This is a genomic window from Pseudomonas sp. W15Feb9B, from assembly GCF_000828175.1.
Lineage (GTDB): Bacteria > Pseudomonadota > Gammaproteobacteria > Pseudomonadales > Pseudomonadaceae > Aquipseudomonas > Aquipseudomonas parakoreensis.
On the sequence record NZ_JTKF01000033.1, the window covers coordinates 17,131 to 34,036 of the forward strand.

Sequence of the window (16,906 nt, forward strand, 5' to 3'; positions counted from 1 at the left end):
AAAGCCCCGCCTGAATCTCAGAGCGGGGCTTTTTTGTCGGCGTCGGGATTACTGCGCGGCGATGCTGTAACCGTCGAACGCCGTCTGCTGTTGCAGGGCGGTGATGATGTTCTTGCGGTTGATTGCGTGTTCGGTGCCGGCGTTGTCGACAAATGTTTCGCCTTCCAGCTCGGCTTCTTCGCCTTCACCAACAAAAGTGAAACCGAGGAACTCCAGCGCCTCACGGTCAACGTTCATGCGCGAGCGCGGCGTCCGCAGCGGCAGGGTCACGCTGCTGCCGTCCTTGCTGATGGTGAAGATTTCGACTTCTTTCTTGGCGCGAGCGGCTTTGCCCTTGCCGCCACTCGGGTTGCTGATCGCCTGGTGGGTCTGGTTCAGCACCTTGAGGGCCAGGCCGTAGACGATTTCCTGGAACGCCGGATCGTCCTTGAAGCAGGACAGGATGCGGCCGATCGAGAACTTGCTGCTCAGGTCTTCGAGGGCGGCGATGTCGGCGGCCTCGGCGTCCTTGAGGCGCTTGAGTTCGCCCATCAGCTCATAGGCCTTGTCGTCGTCGAAGCTGTCGTGTGCCTGACGGATCGCGGCGCGCAGTTCGCGGATCTGGTCGCTTTCGCGGGTCGACTGGAAGGCGTCCAGCACCATCTCGCTGATGATTTTGGCTTGTGGAAGGTGTTGTGAAAGATTGATGGAGTTTTCGTATTCCGCTTTGGACGATTCGGTAACTACGGATTCAGCGGTGTTGAAATCGGACATTGAAATTTCACTACTTTTTTAACTTGAGTGGAAACGAGAAAGCGCGAGGTCTTTTTCAGGCCGGTTAATTTAGGGGAGCGGGGCGGCGTTGTCACGGAACAACAGTCCGGTGGTGCGGATTATTTGTCCGGCGTGTTCAGGTTCATCGAGCGCACCATCCAGTGTTCAGCGGTTTGCTGATCGGTCGGCAGCGTGAAGCGGAAAGTCGCCCCGCGCCCGGCGACATCGATCAACTGAATCTCACGCCCGTGCAGTTGCAGGATGCGGTGGACGATGCGCAGGCCCAGTCCACCGTCACGTCGCGCCCCGCCAATATTGAACGGACGCAGGAACAGACCTTCGCGCAGCTCCGGAGCGATGCCGGGGCCGGAGTCGCTGACCGTGACTTCGACCAAGGCGCCCAGGGGTTTCAAATCCAGCTCGATTTCACCGCCCGCAGGCGTGTAGCGCAAGGCGTTATCCACCAGGTTGGTCAGCACCCGTTCGATCAACCCGAGGTCGGCGCAGACCGTTGGCAGGTTGGGCACGAAGGTGGCCTTGAGTTCGACATGGCGGGCTTCGGCGGCCAGTTCGAATTTCTGGAAGATGTCCTGCAGCAGATCGATCAGCGAAAAGCGTTCCAGTACCGGTTGCACGAAACCGTGTTCCAGACGCACCAGCTCCAGCAGCGATTGCGCCAATCCGCCGACCTTGCGGCTCTGATCCAGTGCGATGCCCAGATAGCGGCGGCGTTCTTCGGCGGTGAGCGTAGCGTCCTTGAGTGACAGGGTTTCCAGATAACCGTGCAGCGAGGCCAGTGGCGTGCGCAGGTCGTGGGAGATATTCGCCACCAGTTCGCGTCGCTCCTGATCCTGGCGGGTCAATGAGCGCCACTGCTCACCGAGGCGTTTTTGCATTTGGCGGAAGGCGCCATCAAGCACGGCGATCTCATCCGGGTCAGCGCTTTTATCCACAGCTGCTGACGGAGCGGGCAGAGGTTGCGGCGTGCCATCAATGTCGAAGCGGCTGACGGTTTCGGTCAATCGGCGCAAGGGTCGGGTAATCAGGTTGAACGCCGTGAGACCCGCGATCAGGCACAACAGCGCCACCAGCCCGATCGACAGCAACGCCGTATTGAGTGCGGCACTGGTCGCGCCCCGTTCAGCGAAGCGATCGTGTTCTTCGCTGAGCAACACCACGTACAGATAACCGGCGGACTTGCCGTTGACCTTCAATGGCGCGGCACTGAACACCTTGCGCCCGTCGGCACTGCGCGGGTCATCACCGAGGATCGGCAGCGGCTGGTCATTGAGCAGGCGGCGGATCGGCGCCAGATCGACGGTTTCCCGGCGCAGATGGCCTTCCGGCGCCGCGTTGCCGACAATCCGCCCCTCGCTGTCGAGCAGGTACACCTCGACACTCGGGTTGACCAGCATCAGCTTGCTGAACAGTTCGCGCACGGCGCCGGGCATCAGGCCATTGCTGTCCATCAGCACCGTGTCATGGGCGATGTGCTGCGCCAGATCCCGCGACAGGCCTTGCACCACTTCCAGTTCATGCATCTTGCTCGAGCGCACTTGCAGCCATGCCGAGGTGCCGCAGCACACCAGCAGCAAAACGGCGAACACCAGCGACAGGCGCTGCGACAGGTTCAGTCTCATGGTTGTTCCGTGCCGAATTTATAGCCGCGACCCCACACGGTGAGGATGCGGGTCGGTTGTGCCGGATCGCTTTCGATCTTCGCCCGCAGGCGATTGATGTGGGTGTTGACCGTGTGCTCGTAACCTTCATGACTGTAGCCCCACACCGCGTTCAGCAGGTCCATGCGTGAGAAGACCTTGCCCGGTTGTCGGGCGAAGAAATACAGCAGGTCGAACTCTCGCGGAGTGAGGTCCAGACGCGCGCCATTGAGGGTGACGTCGCGGGTGATCGGGTCGATGTTCAGACCATCGAGGCTGAGGCTGCCGGCGTCCATCTTCAGATTGCGCGCCATGGCGTCGACCCGGCGCAGCAAGGCTTTGACCCGGGCCACCAGCTCCAGCATGGAAAACGGTTTGGCGAGGTAATCGTCGGCCCCCAGTTCCAGACCCAGAATGCGGTGCAGTTCGCTGGAGCGCGCGCTGGTGATGATGATCGGCGTATAGCGCGCCATCGCCCGGGCGCGGCGGCAGATTTCCAGGCCGTCGACGCCCGGCAGCATCAGGTCGAGGATCAGCGCATCCCATTGCCCCTGCTGCAACAGGCGCATGCCTTCATCGCCGTCGGCGCTGTGCACGACGTCGTAATGCTCGTCGCGCAGGTGCAGGCAAATCAGGTCAGCGATGTGTTGATCATCCTCGACCACGAGGATGCGTCTGGTCGGTTCCATCAACTTCAATCCTTCGGCGCAGTGAGTGCATTGTGCGGGTTTTCCTCGGGGCGAGTTATCACGAATTCGTTAACTTCCCGTGAGGATTTGGCGATCAACCCAAGCCTAGGCTGTGTTCCATGACAGGCACCTGGAATTTTTGGAGACGGCCATGTTTTCACGGCGACAGATTCTCGTAGCGAGCGGCGGGCTGGGGCTCGCAGCCCTGGTGGCGGGTGTATTGCCAAAATTGTCCCCGGGCACCGCGCTGGTCGAGCAGGCGCAAGCGGATGAGGCGTTTGAGGTGACCCATAGCGACAGCGAATGGCACTCGCTGCTCTCGGATGAGCAATACGCGATCCTGCGCGAAGAAGGCACTGAACGGGCCTACACCAGCCCGCTCAACAACGAACATCGCAGCGGCACATTCGCCTGCGCGGGCTGTGCCCTGGCGCTGTTTTCATCGGCAACCAAGTTCGACAGCCACACGGGCTGGCCGAGTTTCTGGGCACCGCTGGAACAGGCGGTGGCCACGCGTCAGGACCGTTCCTTCGGCATGGTCCGCAATGAAGTGCACTGCCGGCGCTGCGGCGGGCACTTGGGGCATGTCTTTGATGACGGCCCGAAACCCACCGGCCTGCGCTATTGCATGAATGGCCTGGCGATGACGTTCAAACCCGTGGCGGCATGAGCTATGGCACTTTTTCGATCTTCACTTTCTACAGGACGACACCATGTGGCTCTTGGTTCTCGCTTATCTGGGCGGTGTGCTGACGATCGTCAGTCCGTGCATCCTGCCTGTTCTGCCTTTTGTCTTCGCTCGCAGCGGGCAGCCGTTTATCAAGAGTGGCTTGCCGCTATTGACCGGGATGGCGCTGACTTTCGCCCTCGTCGCCACACTGGCGGCGGTGGGCGGCGGCTGGGTGGTGCAAGTCAATCAGTACGGGCGCTGGCTCGCGTTGCTGTTCGTTGCACTGTTCGGGCTGACACTGCTGCTGCCGCGCCTCGCCGAGCGCCTGACGCGACCGCTGGTGTCGGCCGGCAGTCGGCTGTCCGAGGCCGCCGGCCAGGACAATCGTCCGCGTCCCGGCGCCTCGTTTCTGATCGGCGTCGCCACGGGTCTGCTCTGGGCGCCGTGCGCCGGGCCCATCCTCGGTTTGATTCTGACCGGCGCCGCGCTGCAAGGGGCAAGCATCGCCACCACGCTGTTGTTGCTCGCCTACGCGGCGGGCGCCGCGACTTCACTGGCGGCGGCGCTGCTGCTGGGCGGTAAGGTCTTTGCGTTGATGAAGCGCTCGATTGGCACCGGTGAATGGATCCGGCGCGGGTTGGGGGCGGCGATGCTCGCGGGCGTCGCAGCGATTGCGCTGGGCCTCGATACCGGCATTCTGGCGCGGATTTCGACGGCGTCCACGGGCGGGATTGAACAGGCCTTGGTCGGCAAGTTGTCCGGCAAATCGCCGACGGGTAGTGGCACGATGATGGCGCAGATTCCTGCTGCCGGCGGGGCGATGAAAATCGCCGACAAAACCCCGGGAACATTGCCAGTCGAAGGCCAGTTGCCGGCGCTCAACGGCGCCGTGCAATGGCTCAATTCGCCACCGCTGGACGCTCAGGCATTAAAGGGCAAAGTGGTGTTGGTGGATTTCTGGACCTACTCCTGCATCAACTGCCTGCGCACGCTGCCGTACGTCAAAGCGTGGGCCGAGAAGTACCGCGATCAAGGCCTGGTGGTGATCGGCGTGCACGCCCCGGAGTTCGCTTTCGAGCGCGATGTGGGCAATGTCACTAAGGCCATGAAGGAGCTGGGCATCAACTACCCGGTGGCCATCGATAACGACTACAAGATCTGGCGCGCTTTCAACAACGAATACTGGCCGGCGCATTATTTTGCCGATGCTCAGGGACGGATTCGTTACCACCATTTTGGCGAAGGCGACTACGCCGAATCGGAGCGGGTCATCCAGCAGTTACTGCGTGAAGCCGGGGCGAAAACCGTCGCCGACGGCCTGATCAACGCTGACGCCCAAGGCGTGCAACAGGCGCCGGATATGAATCAGGTGCTGTCACCGGAAACCTATGTCGGCTACCAGCGTGCGGAACATTTCGTACCGGAAACCGGCCTGGTGCCTGACAAGGTCGCGACCTATAACCCACCGGCCAACCTGACCCTGAATGACTGGAGCCTTGGTGGCCAGTGGGCCGTCGGTGCCGAACGCGCTACCGCCAGCGCGCCGGCCAGCCGCATCGTCTACCGCTTCCATGCCCGCGACCTGCATCTGGTGCTGGGCCCGGGCACGGATGGCAAACCGGTGCGTTTCAAAGTCTCGATTGATGGTCAGGCGCCGGGTGCCGCTCATGGTGTGGATGTCGCTGCGGATGGCAGCGGTCGCGTGACCGAACAGCGCCTGTACCAATTGGTGCGGCAAACCGATGCGGTGAAGGATCGGACCTTCACCATCGAATTTCTTGACCCGGGCGTATCGGCTTACGCCTTCACCTTCGGCTGATCGGGAGTGCGCAACATGAAAGCTCAAAACAACTGGCGCCGTGCGTTGCTCGGTGTCGCCATGGCGGGTGTGATCGGCCAATGCTCGGCGTTCTCTTTCGGTGCCGAGGATGCGGTGGTCATCCCGCCGCCAGCCCTCGACGAAACCACTCAGGCGCACAGCGAAACCGCAGTGTTCGCCGGTGGTTGTTTCTGGGGTGTGCAAGGGGTTTTCCAGCACGTCAAAGGCGTGCAGAAAGCCGTCTCCGGTTATGCCGGCGGCGCGGCGAATACGGCGCAATATGAACGGGTCAGCGAAGGCGACACCGGTCATGCCGAGTCAGTGCAAGTCACCTTCGATCCGACGCAAGTCAGCTACGGCAGCCTGCTGCAGATCTACTTCTCGGTGGCCCACAACCCGACCGAACTCAACCGCCAAGGGCCGGACAGCGGCACGCAATATCGCTCGGCGCTGTTCCCAGTCAATGCCGATCAACAACGGGTGGCCCAGGCCTACATCGCTCAACTCGACGCGGCGCATGCCTACAACAAACCCATCGTTACGAAACTGGAAACCTACAACGGTTTCTACCCGGCGGAGGACTATCACCAGGACTTCCTGACCGAACACCCAAGCTATCCGTACATCGTGATCAACGACATGCCCAAGGTCGCGCAGTTGAAGCAGTTGTTTGCGCAGCGTTATCAAGAGAAGCCAGTGTTGGTGAAAAGCGGGAGCTGATTCAGATGTGTTGCTTGAGCCTTGGTCGCTCCATGGCAATCACCGATGTTTCAAACCCCAAACTGGCAAAAAACGCCTCCGCACCTTCACGTCCGGCGCGCAGTACCCAAGTGATCTCCGGGTTGTCACCCATGACATGCTCGACCCGCGCGCGGCCGACGCCGGCGCGTCGATGCTGGTCATCGACCACCACCATCGACAGATAGCCGTTGGACAAACCATCGGTGATGCCTCGGGCGAAACCGATGATTTGCTCGCCGCTCAGTGCGACGGTAGTGCGTTGCGAGTTTTCGATGAGTTGGGCGAAATAGTCGCTGGAGCCTGTCCGGTGTCCCCAGCCATGTAGGCCGAGAAACAGCCGAACTGGCTCCACTTCGTCGGGCAACAGATCGCGTACGGTAAGGTCGTTCTTCATCACGTGGCAGCATCCTTGTCGGCAATCACCGGAGCGTAGTCGATAGCAACCAAGTCAGGCTCTGCCCCAGGTTTTCATCGCGAATTCGACGAAGCGCCTCAGTTTGGGCAAACGATAACGATCCGGCGCGTACAGCAAATGCAATGGGCGGCTCGGGGGCTGGTAATCGGGGATCACCGTCACCAGTTTGCCGTCGCGCAGGTCCTGTTCCACCAGCGCATCCGGCAACATCACGATGCCCATGCCGGTGCGCGCTGCCTGATGCAGGCCGGCAGAGGTGTTCATCAGCATCGGGCCGCTGACATCCACCAGAATCTCGCCGTGCGGGCCGCTGAGGCGCCAGCGCTTTTCCACCGATTGCCAGTCGTCGCCGGCAGGGTAGGCGAACGACAGGCAGTCGTGTTGCTGCAGCTCTTGCGGGGTGATCGGCATGCCGCGCCGGGCGACATAGGCCGGCGAGGCGCAGACGGTGAGGGTGTAGTCGATCAGCGGTCGGGCGATCAGGTTCGACTGCTCGAAATGCCCCAGTCGAAATGCCACGTCGAGGCCACTTTCCAGCAGGTCCGGTCGGCTGTTGGTCAGCACCACATCCATTTTCACCTGCGGGTATTGCAGGGAAAACTCGCTGAGTGCCGGGGCCAGACGCTCGACGCCAAAGGTCAGCGGCGCGGTGATGCGCAGCAGGCCACGGGGTTCATCAAGGGCCTGTTCGGCGAGGCGTTCGGAGTCGGCCACCAAACCCAGAACGTCGAGGCAGCGCTGATAGTAAACGCTGCCGAATTCGGTCAGCCGCTGGCGGCGGGTGGTGCGCTGCAGCAGTTGCACGCCGAGCCGTTGCTCCAGTGCGCGCAGGTGATTTCCGACCATGGTCGTGGACATTTCGCACTGCAACGCAGCCGCCGTCATGCTTCCGGCTTCCACGACCTTCACGTAGACGCTCATCGCCTGCAACAGGTCCATTATCAAGCTCTACTGTTAAATGATTGAAGTTTTGCCGAGTTTATCCAGTTCTGGTGGCTAACCATACTGCAAACACACCGACCTTCACTGGAGTTTGAAGTCATGACCGCCGCCCTGATGAACACCTACCAACCGCTGGCCTTGAGTTTCACCAGAGGCCTGGGCACTCGCCTGTGGGATCAGGCCGGTCGTGAATACCTGGATGCCGTCGCAGGCGTCGCGGTGACTAATGTCGGGCACTCGCATCCGCGCATCGTGGCTGCCATCAGCGAACAGGCCGCAATGCTACTGCACACCTCCAACCTGTACAGCATCGACTGGCAGCAACAACTGGCGCGCAAACTCACGCAGCTGTCGGGAATGGAGCGGGCGTTCTTCAACAACTCCGGCGCCGAGGCCAATGAAACTGCGCTGAAACTGGCTCGGTTATACGGCTGGCGCAAAGGTATCGAACAGCCGCTGGTGGTGGTCATGGCCAACGCGTTTCATGGCCGCACGTTAGGCACTTTGTCGGCCAGCGATGGCCCGGCGGTGCGGTTGGGTTTCAATGATCTGCCGGGGGATTTCGCCAAAGTGCCCTTTGGTGATCTGGCGGCGCTGGATCAGCTGCAGCAAAAGCACGGCGCGCGCATCGTGGCGATTCTGGTCGAGCCGATCCAGGGCGAAAGCGGTGTGCAACTGGCGCCGCCCGGCTACCTCAAAGCCCTGCGCGAAATGTGCAATCGGCACGCCTGGCTGCTGATGCTCGACGAGATCCAGACCGGCATCGGCCGCACCGGCCAGTGGTTTGCGTTCCAGCATGAAGGCATCGTGCCGGACGTCATGACCCTGGCCAAAGGCCTCGGCAACGGCGTGCCGATTGGCGCCTGTCTGGCACGGGGCAGAGCGGCGGACCTGTTCACGCCCGGCAGCCATGGCAGCACCTTCGGCGGCAACCCGCTGGCCTGCCGGGTCGGCTGCACGGTGCTGGACATCATCGAAGAGCAAGGCTTGCTGGAAAATGTCCGGGTACAGGGCGAGCGCCTGCTGACCCGCCTGCGCGCCCAACTGGCAGACAACCCCAACGTGATGGCGATTCGTGGGCAGGGCTTGATGATCGGCATCGAGTTGAAACAGCCGATCCGCGATCTGACGTTGATTGCGGCGCGGGATCATGGGCTGCTGATCAACGTGACACGGGGCAAGACGATACGGCTGCTGCCGCCGCTGACGATTGATGAGCGGGAGGTGGGGATGATTGCTAGAGGAGTTGGACGGATTGTTTCCGCGAATTAATGGATATCCGATAACCCTGTGGGAGCGAGCTTGCTCGCGAAGGCGTCGTCACAGTCGACAGTAATGTTGAATGCTCGACCGCATTCGCGAGCAAGCTCGCTCCCACACGGGAAGCCTCTAGTCCGGATAATCTCCCAACTCCGGCGCCAGCATCCGCGTCTTCAGCGCCCCGTTCGAATTGTGCTGAATGATCTCGCTCGGCTGTCCCTGCGCATTGAAAAACACCTGGCCGATCCCCGCTGAATTCCACAGCCGCTCCCCCGCTTCGGCATGTTCCGGCGTATAGGGCACGATGCGCATGCGTCGGCGTTTGGTAAACCAGTTCAACGGTGAGCGCGGCGAATAGAGCCAGCGGTTGAGGCGGTCGAACCATTCCAGCAGGGTTTTCGGAAACTCGTTCTTGATCCCGCTGCTGGTGATCTGCCAGATCCGTGGCCCGGCTTTGCGGTGTCGGATAAGCACTTCGTAGACGAAGGAGTAATGCACGTCACCGGACAGCACCACGTAGTTTCCGGGTGTGCGGGTGTGTCGGAAAATGTTCAGGATCACCTGCGCGGCGCCACGGTGGGCCATCCAGTTTTCCGCGTCGACCAGCAGCGGATAACCAAACCAACTGAAAACCTTCTGCACGGTTTCGATCAGCTTCACGCCGAAGATCGGTGCGGGGGACACGATGATCGCCGACGGATGATCCAGCAGTTCCTGCTGCAGCTCGCACAGCGCCTCCCAATCCAGAAGCCCCGAGGGTTGCTTGAGTGCCATCTCGCTGCGCCAGCGGCGGGTGCGGGTGTCGAGCACCACCAGCGCCGGGCTGCTCGGCAGCACGAAATGCCAATGCTGAAAGCGCAGCAAATCATCGATCAGCGCGTCCTGCACCGGGCTGTCGAGATACTGGTCATCACCGCTGGCGCTCAGCCCCAGGGTTTTCCCCAGCACATCCTTGAACGCATCGGGATTGTTGCCCCAGCCCTGACACAGCATGTAGGCGATCAAGGCGTTGCCGATGATGCGTTTGGAGAACGGATGGCCGTAGGCGGTTTCCTCCCATTGCGCGGAAAGATTCCAGTCATCGGTAATGTCGTGATCGTCGAAAATCATCAGGCTCGGCAGATGCGCCAAGGCTCGGGCGACCTTGCCCAAACCGGCCTTGAAGCCATCGATGCGGGTTTGCTCCAGGGTGTAGCGCTGCAAGCGTTCAGGCGTCAGCGATGGAGTCGCGGGATTGATCAGCGTCCACGCAACGGGTGACCATACCAGCAAGTACATCGCCATCACTTCGGCGAAGGTCACCAGGTGATTGTCGGCGCTGCTGCTGGTGAAAATCGGCTTACGCGCACCGCCGAAAAATCGCTCGCGCAAGGTCTCGTTGCTCTCCAGCGCCGGTAACAAATCCGCGCGGTGGTAGTAGCTGGCCGGGTGTTCGTAGAGTCTGGCGCTGTCGCTGACCACGGCACCTTCGAGGTGTTCGTCGAACAGGCCAAGGCGCGCGATCAACGCATGAATCGCCCGCAGCATCGGGCCGGCCACATCGTCGGCGTAAACCTGGTCGCCGCTCATCATCAGCAGGGTCGGGCGTTGTTGCGGATCGGTTTCGCTGGACAGCAGTTGGTCAACGCACAGCAGACCGTCTGCCGCCGGATGATGCGGCTTGCGGCAGGAGCCGTGCAGCAACTGATCGATCCGTGAGCGCACGACAAGGTTCGGACAACCAGCGTTAGCGTACAGCAGGTGCGGCGCCCATTCGGCGATGGGCGAGTGGCCGTCGATCAACAGGTCGTAGTCGATGCACGTGTCGCAGGGCAGGGCGCTGTCGAGTACAACGTCGATCAGATGGACAAACGCGTGACGGCCGACGGGGATGACCGTGCATTTCCCGGCATCGAGAGGGATGTCTCCTACACCTTGCAGGCGCAGGGTCAGCGCCAGTGCGCGGGTGCCGACCAGCCACAGAACGATTCGCGTCGGTTCCAACCGGCGCAGCAGCGGGCCGGCCAAGACAGGAGGCAACGGATTCAGGTCAGCAGGTATCGAGGACATTCGCAGGCAAGGCTCAAGGCGCACAGGCTGGCGATGATAGCGCAGCCGGCGCCTTGAACCCTTAAACGAGGCTTAAGCGTCAGCCTTCTGCAGCTTCAGCGCCAGCAGTCGCCATTCGCTGGTAGCAGGTTGCTCCTGCACCGAGCACTCGAAGCGATAAGTGACGTCATCGCCATTCATGTTGCGCGCGGTGACCTTGTTGCTGAGGGTGTAGACCTGGCCCTTGAAGCGTTGGGTGACCACGGCGGTGCTGTCAGCGAAGCGCGCCGACGCCGGGAAGCGCAAGGCACCGGTCACGTAAGGGCTGCACATGACATACGCGAGCATTGATTTGTCGCTGTCGCCATTCTGAGCAAGTTTGTCGCGCAGCGCGCTGAATGCTTTGCGGCCCTGCGCGTCGCTCTGATCCAGAACGGTTTTTTCCGCCATCGATTTCGGTGCCCGGTTGGCGTAGTTCGGCAGCAGTGCGGAGTCGGGCGGCGAAGGCTGATTGTCTGGCTCGATAGCGGCGAACCCCGGAGCATTTTCCAATGCCACGGGCGTCGAATCCGACTCGGCTTCCGGCAGCAGACTGGTGGTCACTTCGTTCTGGGTGATCACCTCTTCGGTGGGCGCCCGTTTGGGCTTATGCGCCGACGGGAACAACGACAGGAAGATCGACAGCACCACCATGCCGACGATAAAACCACCCGCCGCGCCAACGATGTTGCCGTAAAACAGATTCCAGCTGCCGCGGTTTTTCACCACCCAGCGCCACATGAAACCCCAGGCCGCAACAAATGCCAGAAAACTCAGAAACTCCATTCGATCCTTTCCTTAACCCTTCAATAGCCTGCCAAACAGCATTCACTGGCGGTGAGTGCTGGAGATGGACGGCAAGATATCAAAATAGAGGTCTGACGCCACGAAGACATTCACATGCCGAGATTGGGCGGATTGATCTGAACAAAAAACATGATCGCCGTGATGCCGGCCACAACGCCGCAAAGGCCGGCCAGCAGCTGACGCGCTACGGGATGTTCGACTTGCGAGCGACGGGCCACCAGCATCCATACGCCACTCAGCGCCGCAGCGGTTGCGAGCATTTCCAGAAGCGATCCCATGACCCCCGGGACCGGTGGCCGGCTAGAGCCGAACAGACCGACACAAAGCTGCGAAACCACCAGGCCGACAATCATGCCGCTGGCCGCGCCCAACACATTGGCGAGCAGCAGATTCCACGCACCACGCTGCCTGACGACCCAGACCCACATGCCTATCCAGGCGATAAAGAAAAACGCTACATCCATCGTATCCATCCTTCGAAACCCGTCGCGGTACAAACGCTCGGCAGCTTGCCGACAGTGGACGGCAAGATAGCAAAATAGTAGCTTCGCGCCACTTTCTTCAAACACGTAACGGACTACGCATGCCGAATGTTTCTTTTACACCGCGCCTGCTCAGCGCGTTCCTTCTCGCCATCGTAATGACCCCGGCGCTTGCCGACTGGGATGAAACCCCAGAGGTCGCCTGGAAGGAGTACCTCGCCGATTGCGAGCGTTTTCAGCAAGTAGTGAACAACGTTCAAAAAGGGGTCATGACTACCAGGCAAGCGATGGAGCGCGTCGACAGTTTGAATCGCACTGTTTATGTCCATCGCGATCACCTCTCCCAGGAAAGCCTTACCTCTCCCGAATATGCCCGTTGTGAAAACGTCATTGCTCAAGCGTTCGTGATCCGGAACAAGGAAGAGGAGGTACTGGTCGCGGAGCTTCAACAGCAATACTTCAAGGCTCAGGCCGAGCACGAGAAGTCCCCGGAATACAAGCGCGCCCTCGATCTGGGCTTTAGCGACGTCGGCGGAATTGGCAAGCTCAAGGAACTCGCCGAGGAATCGGAAACGGATGGCGAAGCGTATCTGAAGACGTTGATGATCACGGTCGATTGGGGCTGCGGCCGACATTTCCGCGCCGTGAGATACGTCAAACCCTATGTGATCTACACCGCCCATCCCGATGAGGGCAACTGCGCCGTCTATAAAGAGGTCGCGGTGCTTGGCGGAGAGATGGTGGAGAGGGGCGAGACCATCGATCAGGACGCGATTTTTCAATACGTGGGATGGAAGAAGCTGGAAGGGCCAGGTGGGTTTCCCGTCGACATTCGAGTAGTAAAAGTGCGGCAGTAATCCGCAGGGCTGTTTCTACAGATTGCGCGTCTGATTACAGAATGTCCTTCAAATAACCCTTGAGCGCGAGGAGCGGCTGATCAAGCTGCTCCAGCGACTGCGCCTGACGGAAATCGGCTGACAGCTTGTGCAGCTCCCGCCCCAACGGTTTCTCGACCCCGCCCAACGCATCCATCGCCAAGCCCAGGCACTGGTTCATCTTGAACTGGATGGTCTCGACATCCCCGCGGCGCACCAGCAGTTCGAACACGTCTTTCTGATAGTCACCCATGACCATGTCATCCCGCAGAATCGGGCTCAGGCCTTCCTCCTCGTAAGCGAGTTTGAGGGAGAACAGGGCGACGGTTTCCAGTGACGTTTCCATGGTTGGCCTTGGAGATCCTTGAGCATGAGTCTTGAAGTTCGGTACGACCAACGAAAGCCGCATCGGGCGGCAGACCGCGTGCGGGCGGCCGTGATTATACTGAGCGGACGCATCAGGTGCAGTCCTTAGGCAAAACAGGTTGCACGGACAGCGCCGAGACATTCAATGACCTAAGCAACAGAACGAGTTTCTCAGGATGGCCAGCGAGTATGAGGTGCCAGACAAACTCAACGTTAATTCAGGCACATGAGTGGAGCGACGATCATGGAATACGACGAAAAGTTGATTGAAGACGCCCTACTTGCCCTTTTGGCCACCTTCAGTTCCGACAGCGGCAATGCATGGAAAGGGTTCGATTTTGAAGTCATGAACCGATTGCATGAGCAGGGTTTAATCAGTAATCCGGTAAACAAGAACAAATCGATCTGGTTGACGGAGGAGGGCCAGGAACGGGGTCGTCAGCTAGCCGAGCGTTTGTTTGGGGGAGGTGTTCAAGCCCAGCGTGCGCCTGACCCGGATATCTGAGGTCCTGGTTTGGCTAATCACTCGATTCGGGCCGCGCCAGCGCAACGCAACTGGAGGAGTTTCTCCGTTGGAGCATTTTCTAACTGAGCCACAACTGACAATAGTGAGAGCTGCTCTTTCTGAGCCATTCAACGATTTTCCCGTCGAATATGACTATGTGGCGAATCAGGTAAGAGGCGTCACCCCTGAAACCCTTTACGAAATTCTCTATTCAGAGGTTGCGCCGGTGTGCGTTACCAATCTCGTTGCAGCTGTGCCTCCGATTTGGACTGGGTTCGACCCCGACAAACTCAGACAGTCGATAGAAGAAAGGCTGGCAGCCAGAGAGCGCAACTGGTGTCGTAGGCAGTTCGATAAAGTGCTGGTTCGTTGGCTGAAATACAACTACGCCTACATCTGGAAGGAAATCGCCAGTAGGCTTTGAACCCAAGCGTTCAATGAACCAGGTGACCATGACAAGGAGTACCTGCAGATTCTCCTGCATATTGCTGTGATGAACCGCCCATCGTTTAGCCCACATTTCTCGTAGCACGGTTACGCAAAAATAATTGCCCAACTTTTCAGCAGACGAAAAAAAGGCCTTGCCAAGCAAGACCTTTCTTAATTTTGGTGCCCGAGGGAGACCGTCGGGTTCCATACAAAACGTGGCTTGCAGCGTGATTATACGTTTCGGGATACAAGTAGGGATACAGGGTGTTGCCCGCTGAATTCGCAATGACGAACTATACGAGCATTTCAGACAATTTCCCCAGCTTTTGCCTCAGCGACTGCTGAAGCTCATCATTGATTCCAATAAGGATCAGAGCCGCCCGCTCGTAGTCGGCTCGACCATTGAAACGAAGCGCCTTCGCAATACCGTTTAGCATCCCCGATTCTCTAACGGGATATCGACATACGATTGCGTCAATGTCCTCAGCGCTGACCATCTGTTTGATGCGCTCTAGCTCACCTGGATATGGTGACTCAAGTTTGAACTCGATATGCTTTTGCGCCCCTTCTACCATCATTCCTCTATCAGGCAGAGCAAGCAGGAGCTGGTCTCGAATGTGCCGCTCAGATATGCGGCTTGCCAAATGCTCACAAATTCCTTTGGCAGCCATTGCCTGTAAAGCTGCCATTTTAACTTCCTGCTGTAACTGTTCCACTGATTGACCGAACGTTCTGGCTTGCTGGGCGGCCAGTCCTGCTAATACATCAGCGGAATAGTAAAGGCTTTCAACTGCGAAAATTGGTAGCGGATATATGCCATGGGACTCGAAGTCGAGCACCTGTTTTTCATCCATCCCATCGTGATCGATGAGACCGAAGGCTTGCGCTCGATGCATTTTTTCCATTGCTCGCAAACCATCTACCGCCCTCATAACCTCTCGGCAACTTTCACGCGATCTCACTGAAACCTTAGGGAACAGTAGTGAATAGAGCGGATGATCAAGGCTGTTGGTTGTTCCTTCTATGAACAAGATTTTCTGGCGCGAGCCGATTAGATCGACGCGTAACCATTCTGGTATTTCCTCAGGGGCATCCAAAACGTCCACTTGCCACGATTCAACTACGTTGCCGGACCACTCACAACCTCGAACGAGGATGATTTTCGACTCAATGGAAGTACTCGGAAGCCCTAGCTCATGCGTGCAGATGACGAAACCGCATTTTGGGCGTTCAGCAATGAGCGCTTTTAGGAGCGGAACGACGATTGCGGGGTGAAGGTGGAGTTCTGGCTCATCAATTAAAAAAATGGCTTCATCAGGAGCTGCCACCACTTCGGCTGCAAAAATAAGCGCGGCCCGCTCCCCATCGGACATTCGAGCAAAACTGTAAACAGCACCGTCTCGCTGGGCTTTTAGTTCACCCTCAGAAATCAAAACCCGAACGTGCAGATTTGACTGGGATAGCAGTGCATTGATGCGATCTAAAGGGGCGTTATTTGACTGGAGTCGGGCAATAGCGCCTGACTCGGCACCCTCCGCTTTGATTTCGTTCGCGGCATCGAGCTTGTACTGCAATTCTGCACTTAGCAGGTCATGTATGGCTTTTTCATTTCTCGCTGTTCCTGAAATGACTTTCCAACGAGTGTCTGGATTTGCATCCCAATGGGGAAAGTTTACAGCGAGGTCTCTCCTGGCTGCAGGTGACAAACTGAGACCTTCATGCTCAAAGTACCCGGGCCGGGAACCTGGCATAAAAACCAGGTTTTTACCTAGTTTTGTAGAGAGCATCCCCACTAAAGCGGATTTTCCAGTCCCGTTTCGACCGAGAATAAAAACTGGGCAGCCTGGTTTGATCTCAATTTTTTTGGTGTCACCTCCCGTGTTGATCTCAATTACATTAAGTGTTCCTGTTGATTCAACCTGCTCCATACCATCTCCTAATTCATTGAGTTCAGTGGGGTTAGTGACTGGTAGCCGATGCTGCCAAAACCTAGCCAAAAAAGGGAGGGGGCCCCTGGGCGTTTTCCTCTCGCACGGGGTCGGAAACCTGCGGGACTTTAGTAGCGGAAGGTGCTCCAGCTTACTGAAATTCAATCGTTGAAATCGAAAGGATCTTGAAGAAAAAGGGGCATCGTTACCGGAACGGTAACGGTGATCTCTGAGCGGTGAATTCATAGGGCAAATGCACAGGTAAACAGGCAGTTCACCGAGTTCACCTGTTCACTAAGCTGGGAGTTCTCCCGCTAACAAGGTTCCGCGGGTTTCCGAGCCCGTGTCTCGAAGAAAACCTCAGGGGCCCCGGCACATTGCGGGAGAGACACCTGACGTTCGCTGGTGGGATTGATGCACACGGGGGGCGGGGGGATGTACCCCTCATAATGCGGTGTAACTCGTGTAACTGGTGTAACGATGGAAGCTAAGTAACTGTA

Annotated in this window: 17 protein-coding genes; 7 read left to right on the forward strand and 10 right to left on the reverse strand. The window is 58.8% G+C overall.

Going from position 1 to position 16,906, the window contains the following annotated elements; all coding sequences use genetic code 11:
* Nucleotides 1-48 precede the first annotated feature (48 nt).
* The 3 genes from OC71_RS17310 to OC71_RS17320 all read right to left on the reverse strand — a co-directional run bounded on the left by OC71_RS17310 (nucleotide 49) and on the right by OC71_RS17320 (nucleotide 3,100).
* A complete protein-coding gene (locus OC71_RS17310) occupies nucleotides 49-753 on the reverse strand; it encodes a hypothetical protein (RefSeq protein ID WP_041071761.1) in 705 nt (234 codons plus the stop codon).
* Nucleotides 754-872: 119 nt separating this feature from the next.
* Nucleotides 873-2,393 carry a HAMP domain-containing sensor histidine kinase gene (locus OC71_RS17315; protein ID WP_041071763.1) on the reverse strand — a complete coding sequence of 507 codons (1,521 nt, stop codon included), beginning with the start codon at nucleotides 2,391-2,393 and terminating at the stop codon, nucleotides 873-875.
* Nucleotides 2,390-3,100 carry a response regulator transcription factor gene (locus OC71_RS17320; protein WP_041071765.1) on the reverse strand — a complete coding sequence of 237 codons (711 nt, stop codon included), beginning with the start codon at nucleotides 3,098-3,100 and terminating at the stop codon, nucleotides 2,390-2,392. The genes OC71_RS17315 and OC71_RS17320 overlap by 4 nt, the downstream gene beginning before the upstream one ends.
* Before the next feature lie 151 nt (nucleotides 3,101-3,251).
* On the opposite strand from OC71_RS17320, the gene msrB reads away from it, so the two are divergent.
* From msrB to msrA, 3 genes are read left to right on the forward strand one after another with little or no spacing between them, the layout of a single operon-like run.
* Complete coding sequence (gene msrB, locus OC71_RS17325; protein WP_041071767.1) at nucleotides 3,252-3,770, forward strand: peptide-methionine (R)-S-oxide reductase MsrB; 519 nt, start codon at nucleotides 3,252-3,254, stop codon at nucleotides 3,768-3,770.
* Between the two features lie 43 nt (nucleotides 3,771-3,813).
* Entirely contained in the window at nucleotides 3,814-5,589 is a 1,776-nt protein-coding gene (locus OC71_RS17330) for a cytochrome c biogenesis protein DipZ (RefSeq protein ID WP_041071769.1), read from the forward strand.
* Nucleotides 5,590-5,604: 15 nt separating this feature from the next.
* Nucleotides 5,605-6,309, forward strand: a complete 705-nt coding sequence (msrA, locus tag OC71_RS17335; RefSeq protein WP_041071771.1) for a peptide-methionine (S)-S-oxide reductase MsrA — start codon at nucleotides 5,605-5,607, stop codon at nucleotides 6,307-6,309.
* Between the two features lies 1 nt (nucleotide 6,310).
* On the opposite strand, the gene OC71_RS17340 is transcribed toward msrA, so the two are convergent.
* Both OC71_RS17340 and OC71_RS17345 read right to left on the reverse strand, forming a co-directional pair.
* Nucleotides 6,311-6,724: a GNAT family N-acetyltransferase gene (locus OC71_RS17340; protein WP_041071773.1), complete on the reverse strand. Its 414-nt coding sequence runs from the start codon at nucleotides 6,722-6,724 to the stop codon at nucleotides 6,311-6,313.
* A 54-nt stretch (nucleotides 6,725-6,778) separates the two neighbouring features.
* Nucleotides 6,779-7,684, reverse strand: a complete 906-nt coding sequence (locus tag OC71_RS17345; protein WP_041071775.1) for a LysR family transcriptional regulator — start codon at nucleotides 7,682-7,684, stop codon at nucleotides 6,779-6,781.
* 102 nt (nucleotides 7,685-7,786) lie between these two features.
* Between OC71_RS17345 and OC71_RS17350 the strand changes: the two genes are divergently transcribed.
* Nucleotides 7,787-8,959 (forward strand): aspartate aminotransferase family protein, encoded by a 1,173-nt coding sequence (locus OC71_RS17350; RefSeq protein ID WP_041071777.1) that lies wholly within the window; start codon nucleotides 7,787-7,789, stop codon nucleotides 8,957-8,959.
* A gap of 117 nt (nucleotides 8,960-9,076) precedes the next feature.
* Here OC71_RS17350 and OC71_RS17355 read toward each other — a convergent pair whose 3' ends face one another.
* The 3 genes from OC71_RS17355 to OC71_RS17365 form a co-directional block, all read right to left on the reverse strand.
* The gene (locus tag OC71_RS17355; RefSeq protein ID WP_041071779.1) at nucleotides 9,077-10,996 is read right to left on the reverse strand and encodes an alkaline phosphatase D family protein; all 1,920 of its coding nucleotides are present in this window, start codon (nucleotides 10,994-10,996) and stop codon (nucleotides 9,077-9,079) included.
* A 72-nt stretch (nucleotides 10,997-11,068) separates the two neighbouring features.
* Nucleotides 11,069-11,800 (reverse strand): hypothetical protein, encoded by a 732-nt coding sequence (locus OC71_RS17360; RefSeq protein WP_041071781.1) that lies wholly within the window; start codon nucleotides 11,798-11,800, stop codon nucleotides 11,069-11,071.
* 110 nt (nucleotides 11,801-11,910) lie between these two features.
* Nucleotides 11,911-12,285: a hypothetical protein gene (locus OC71_RS17365; protein WP_041071783.1), complete on the reverse strand. Its 375-nt coding sequence runs from the start codon at nucleotides 12,283-12,285 to the stop codon at nucleotides 11,911-11,913.
* Between the two features lie 119 nt (nucleotides 12,286-12,404).
* Here OC71_RS17365 and OC71_RS17370 point away from each other — a divergent pair, with 119 nt between their 5' ends.
* A complete protein-coding gene (locus OC71_RS17370; RefSeq protein WP_041071785.1) occupies nucleotides 12,405-13,160 on the forward strand; it encodes a hypothetical protein in 756 nt (251 codons plus the stop codon).
* A 34-nt stretch (nucleotides 13,161-13,194) separates the two neighbouring features.
* Here the strand turns inward: OC71_RS17370 and OC71_RS17375 are convergent, their stop codons facing one another.
* A complete protein-coding gene (locus OC71_RS17375; protein ID WP_041071787.1) occupies nucleotides 13,195-13,524 on the reverse strand; it encodes a hypothetical protein in 330 nt (109 codons plus the stop codon).
* A 264-nt stretch (nucleotides 13,525-13,788) separates the two neighbouring features.
* Here OC71_RS17375 and OC71_RS17380 point away from each other — a divergent pair, with 264 nt between their 5' ends.
* Together OC71_RS17380 and OC71_RS17385 are read left to right on the forward strand one after the other, a co-directional pair.
* Nucleotides 13,789-14,049 carry a DUF6429 family protein gene (locus OC71_RS17380; protein ID WP_041071789.1) on the forward strand — a complete coding sequence of 87 codons (261 nt, stop codon included), beginning with the start codon at nucleotides 13,789-13,791 and terminating at the stop codon, nucleotides 14,047-14,049.
* A 67-nt stretch (nucleotides 14,050-14,116) separates the two neighbouring features.
* The gene (locus tag OC71_RS17385; protein WP_041071791.1) at nucleotides 14,117-14,473 is read left to right on the forward strand and encodes a hypothetical protein; all 357 of its coding nucleotides are present in this window, start codon (nucleotides 14,117-14,119) and stop codon (nucleotides 14,471-14,473) included.
* A gap of 298 nt (nucleotides 14,474-14,771) precedes the next feature.
* On the opposite strand, the gene OC71_RS17390 is transcribed toward OC71_RS17385, so the two are convergent.
* Nucleotides 14,772-16,406: an AAA family ATPase gene (locus OC71_RS17390; RefSeq protein WP_161794908.1), complete on the reverse strand. Its 1,635-nt coding sequence runs from the start codon at nucleotides 16,404-16,406 to the stop codon at nucleotides 14,772-14,774.
* Nucleotides 16,407-16,906 lie beyond the last annotated feature (500 nt).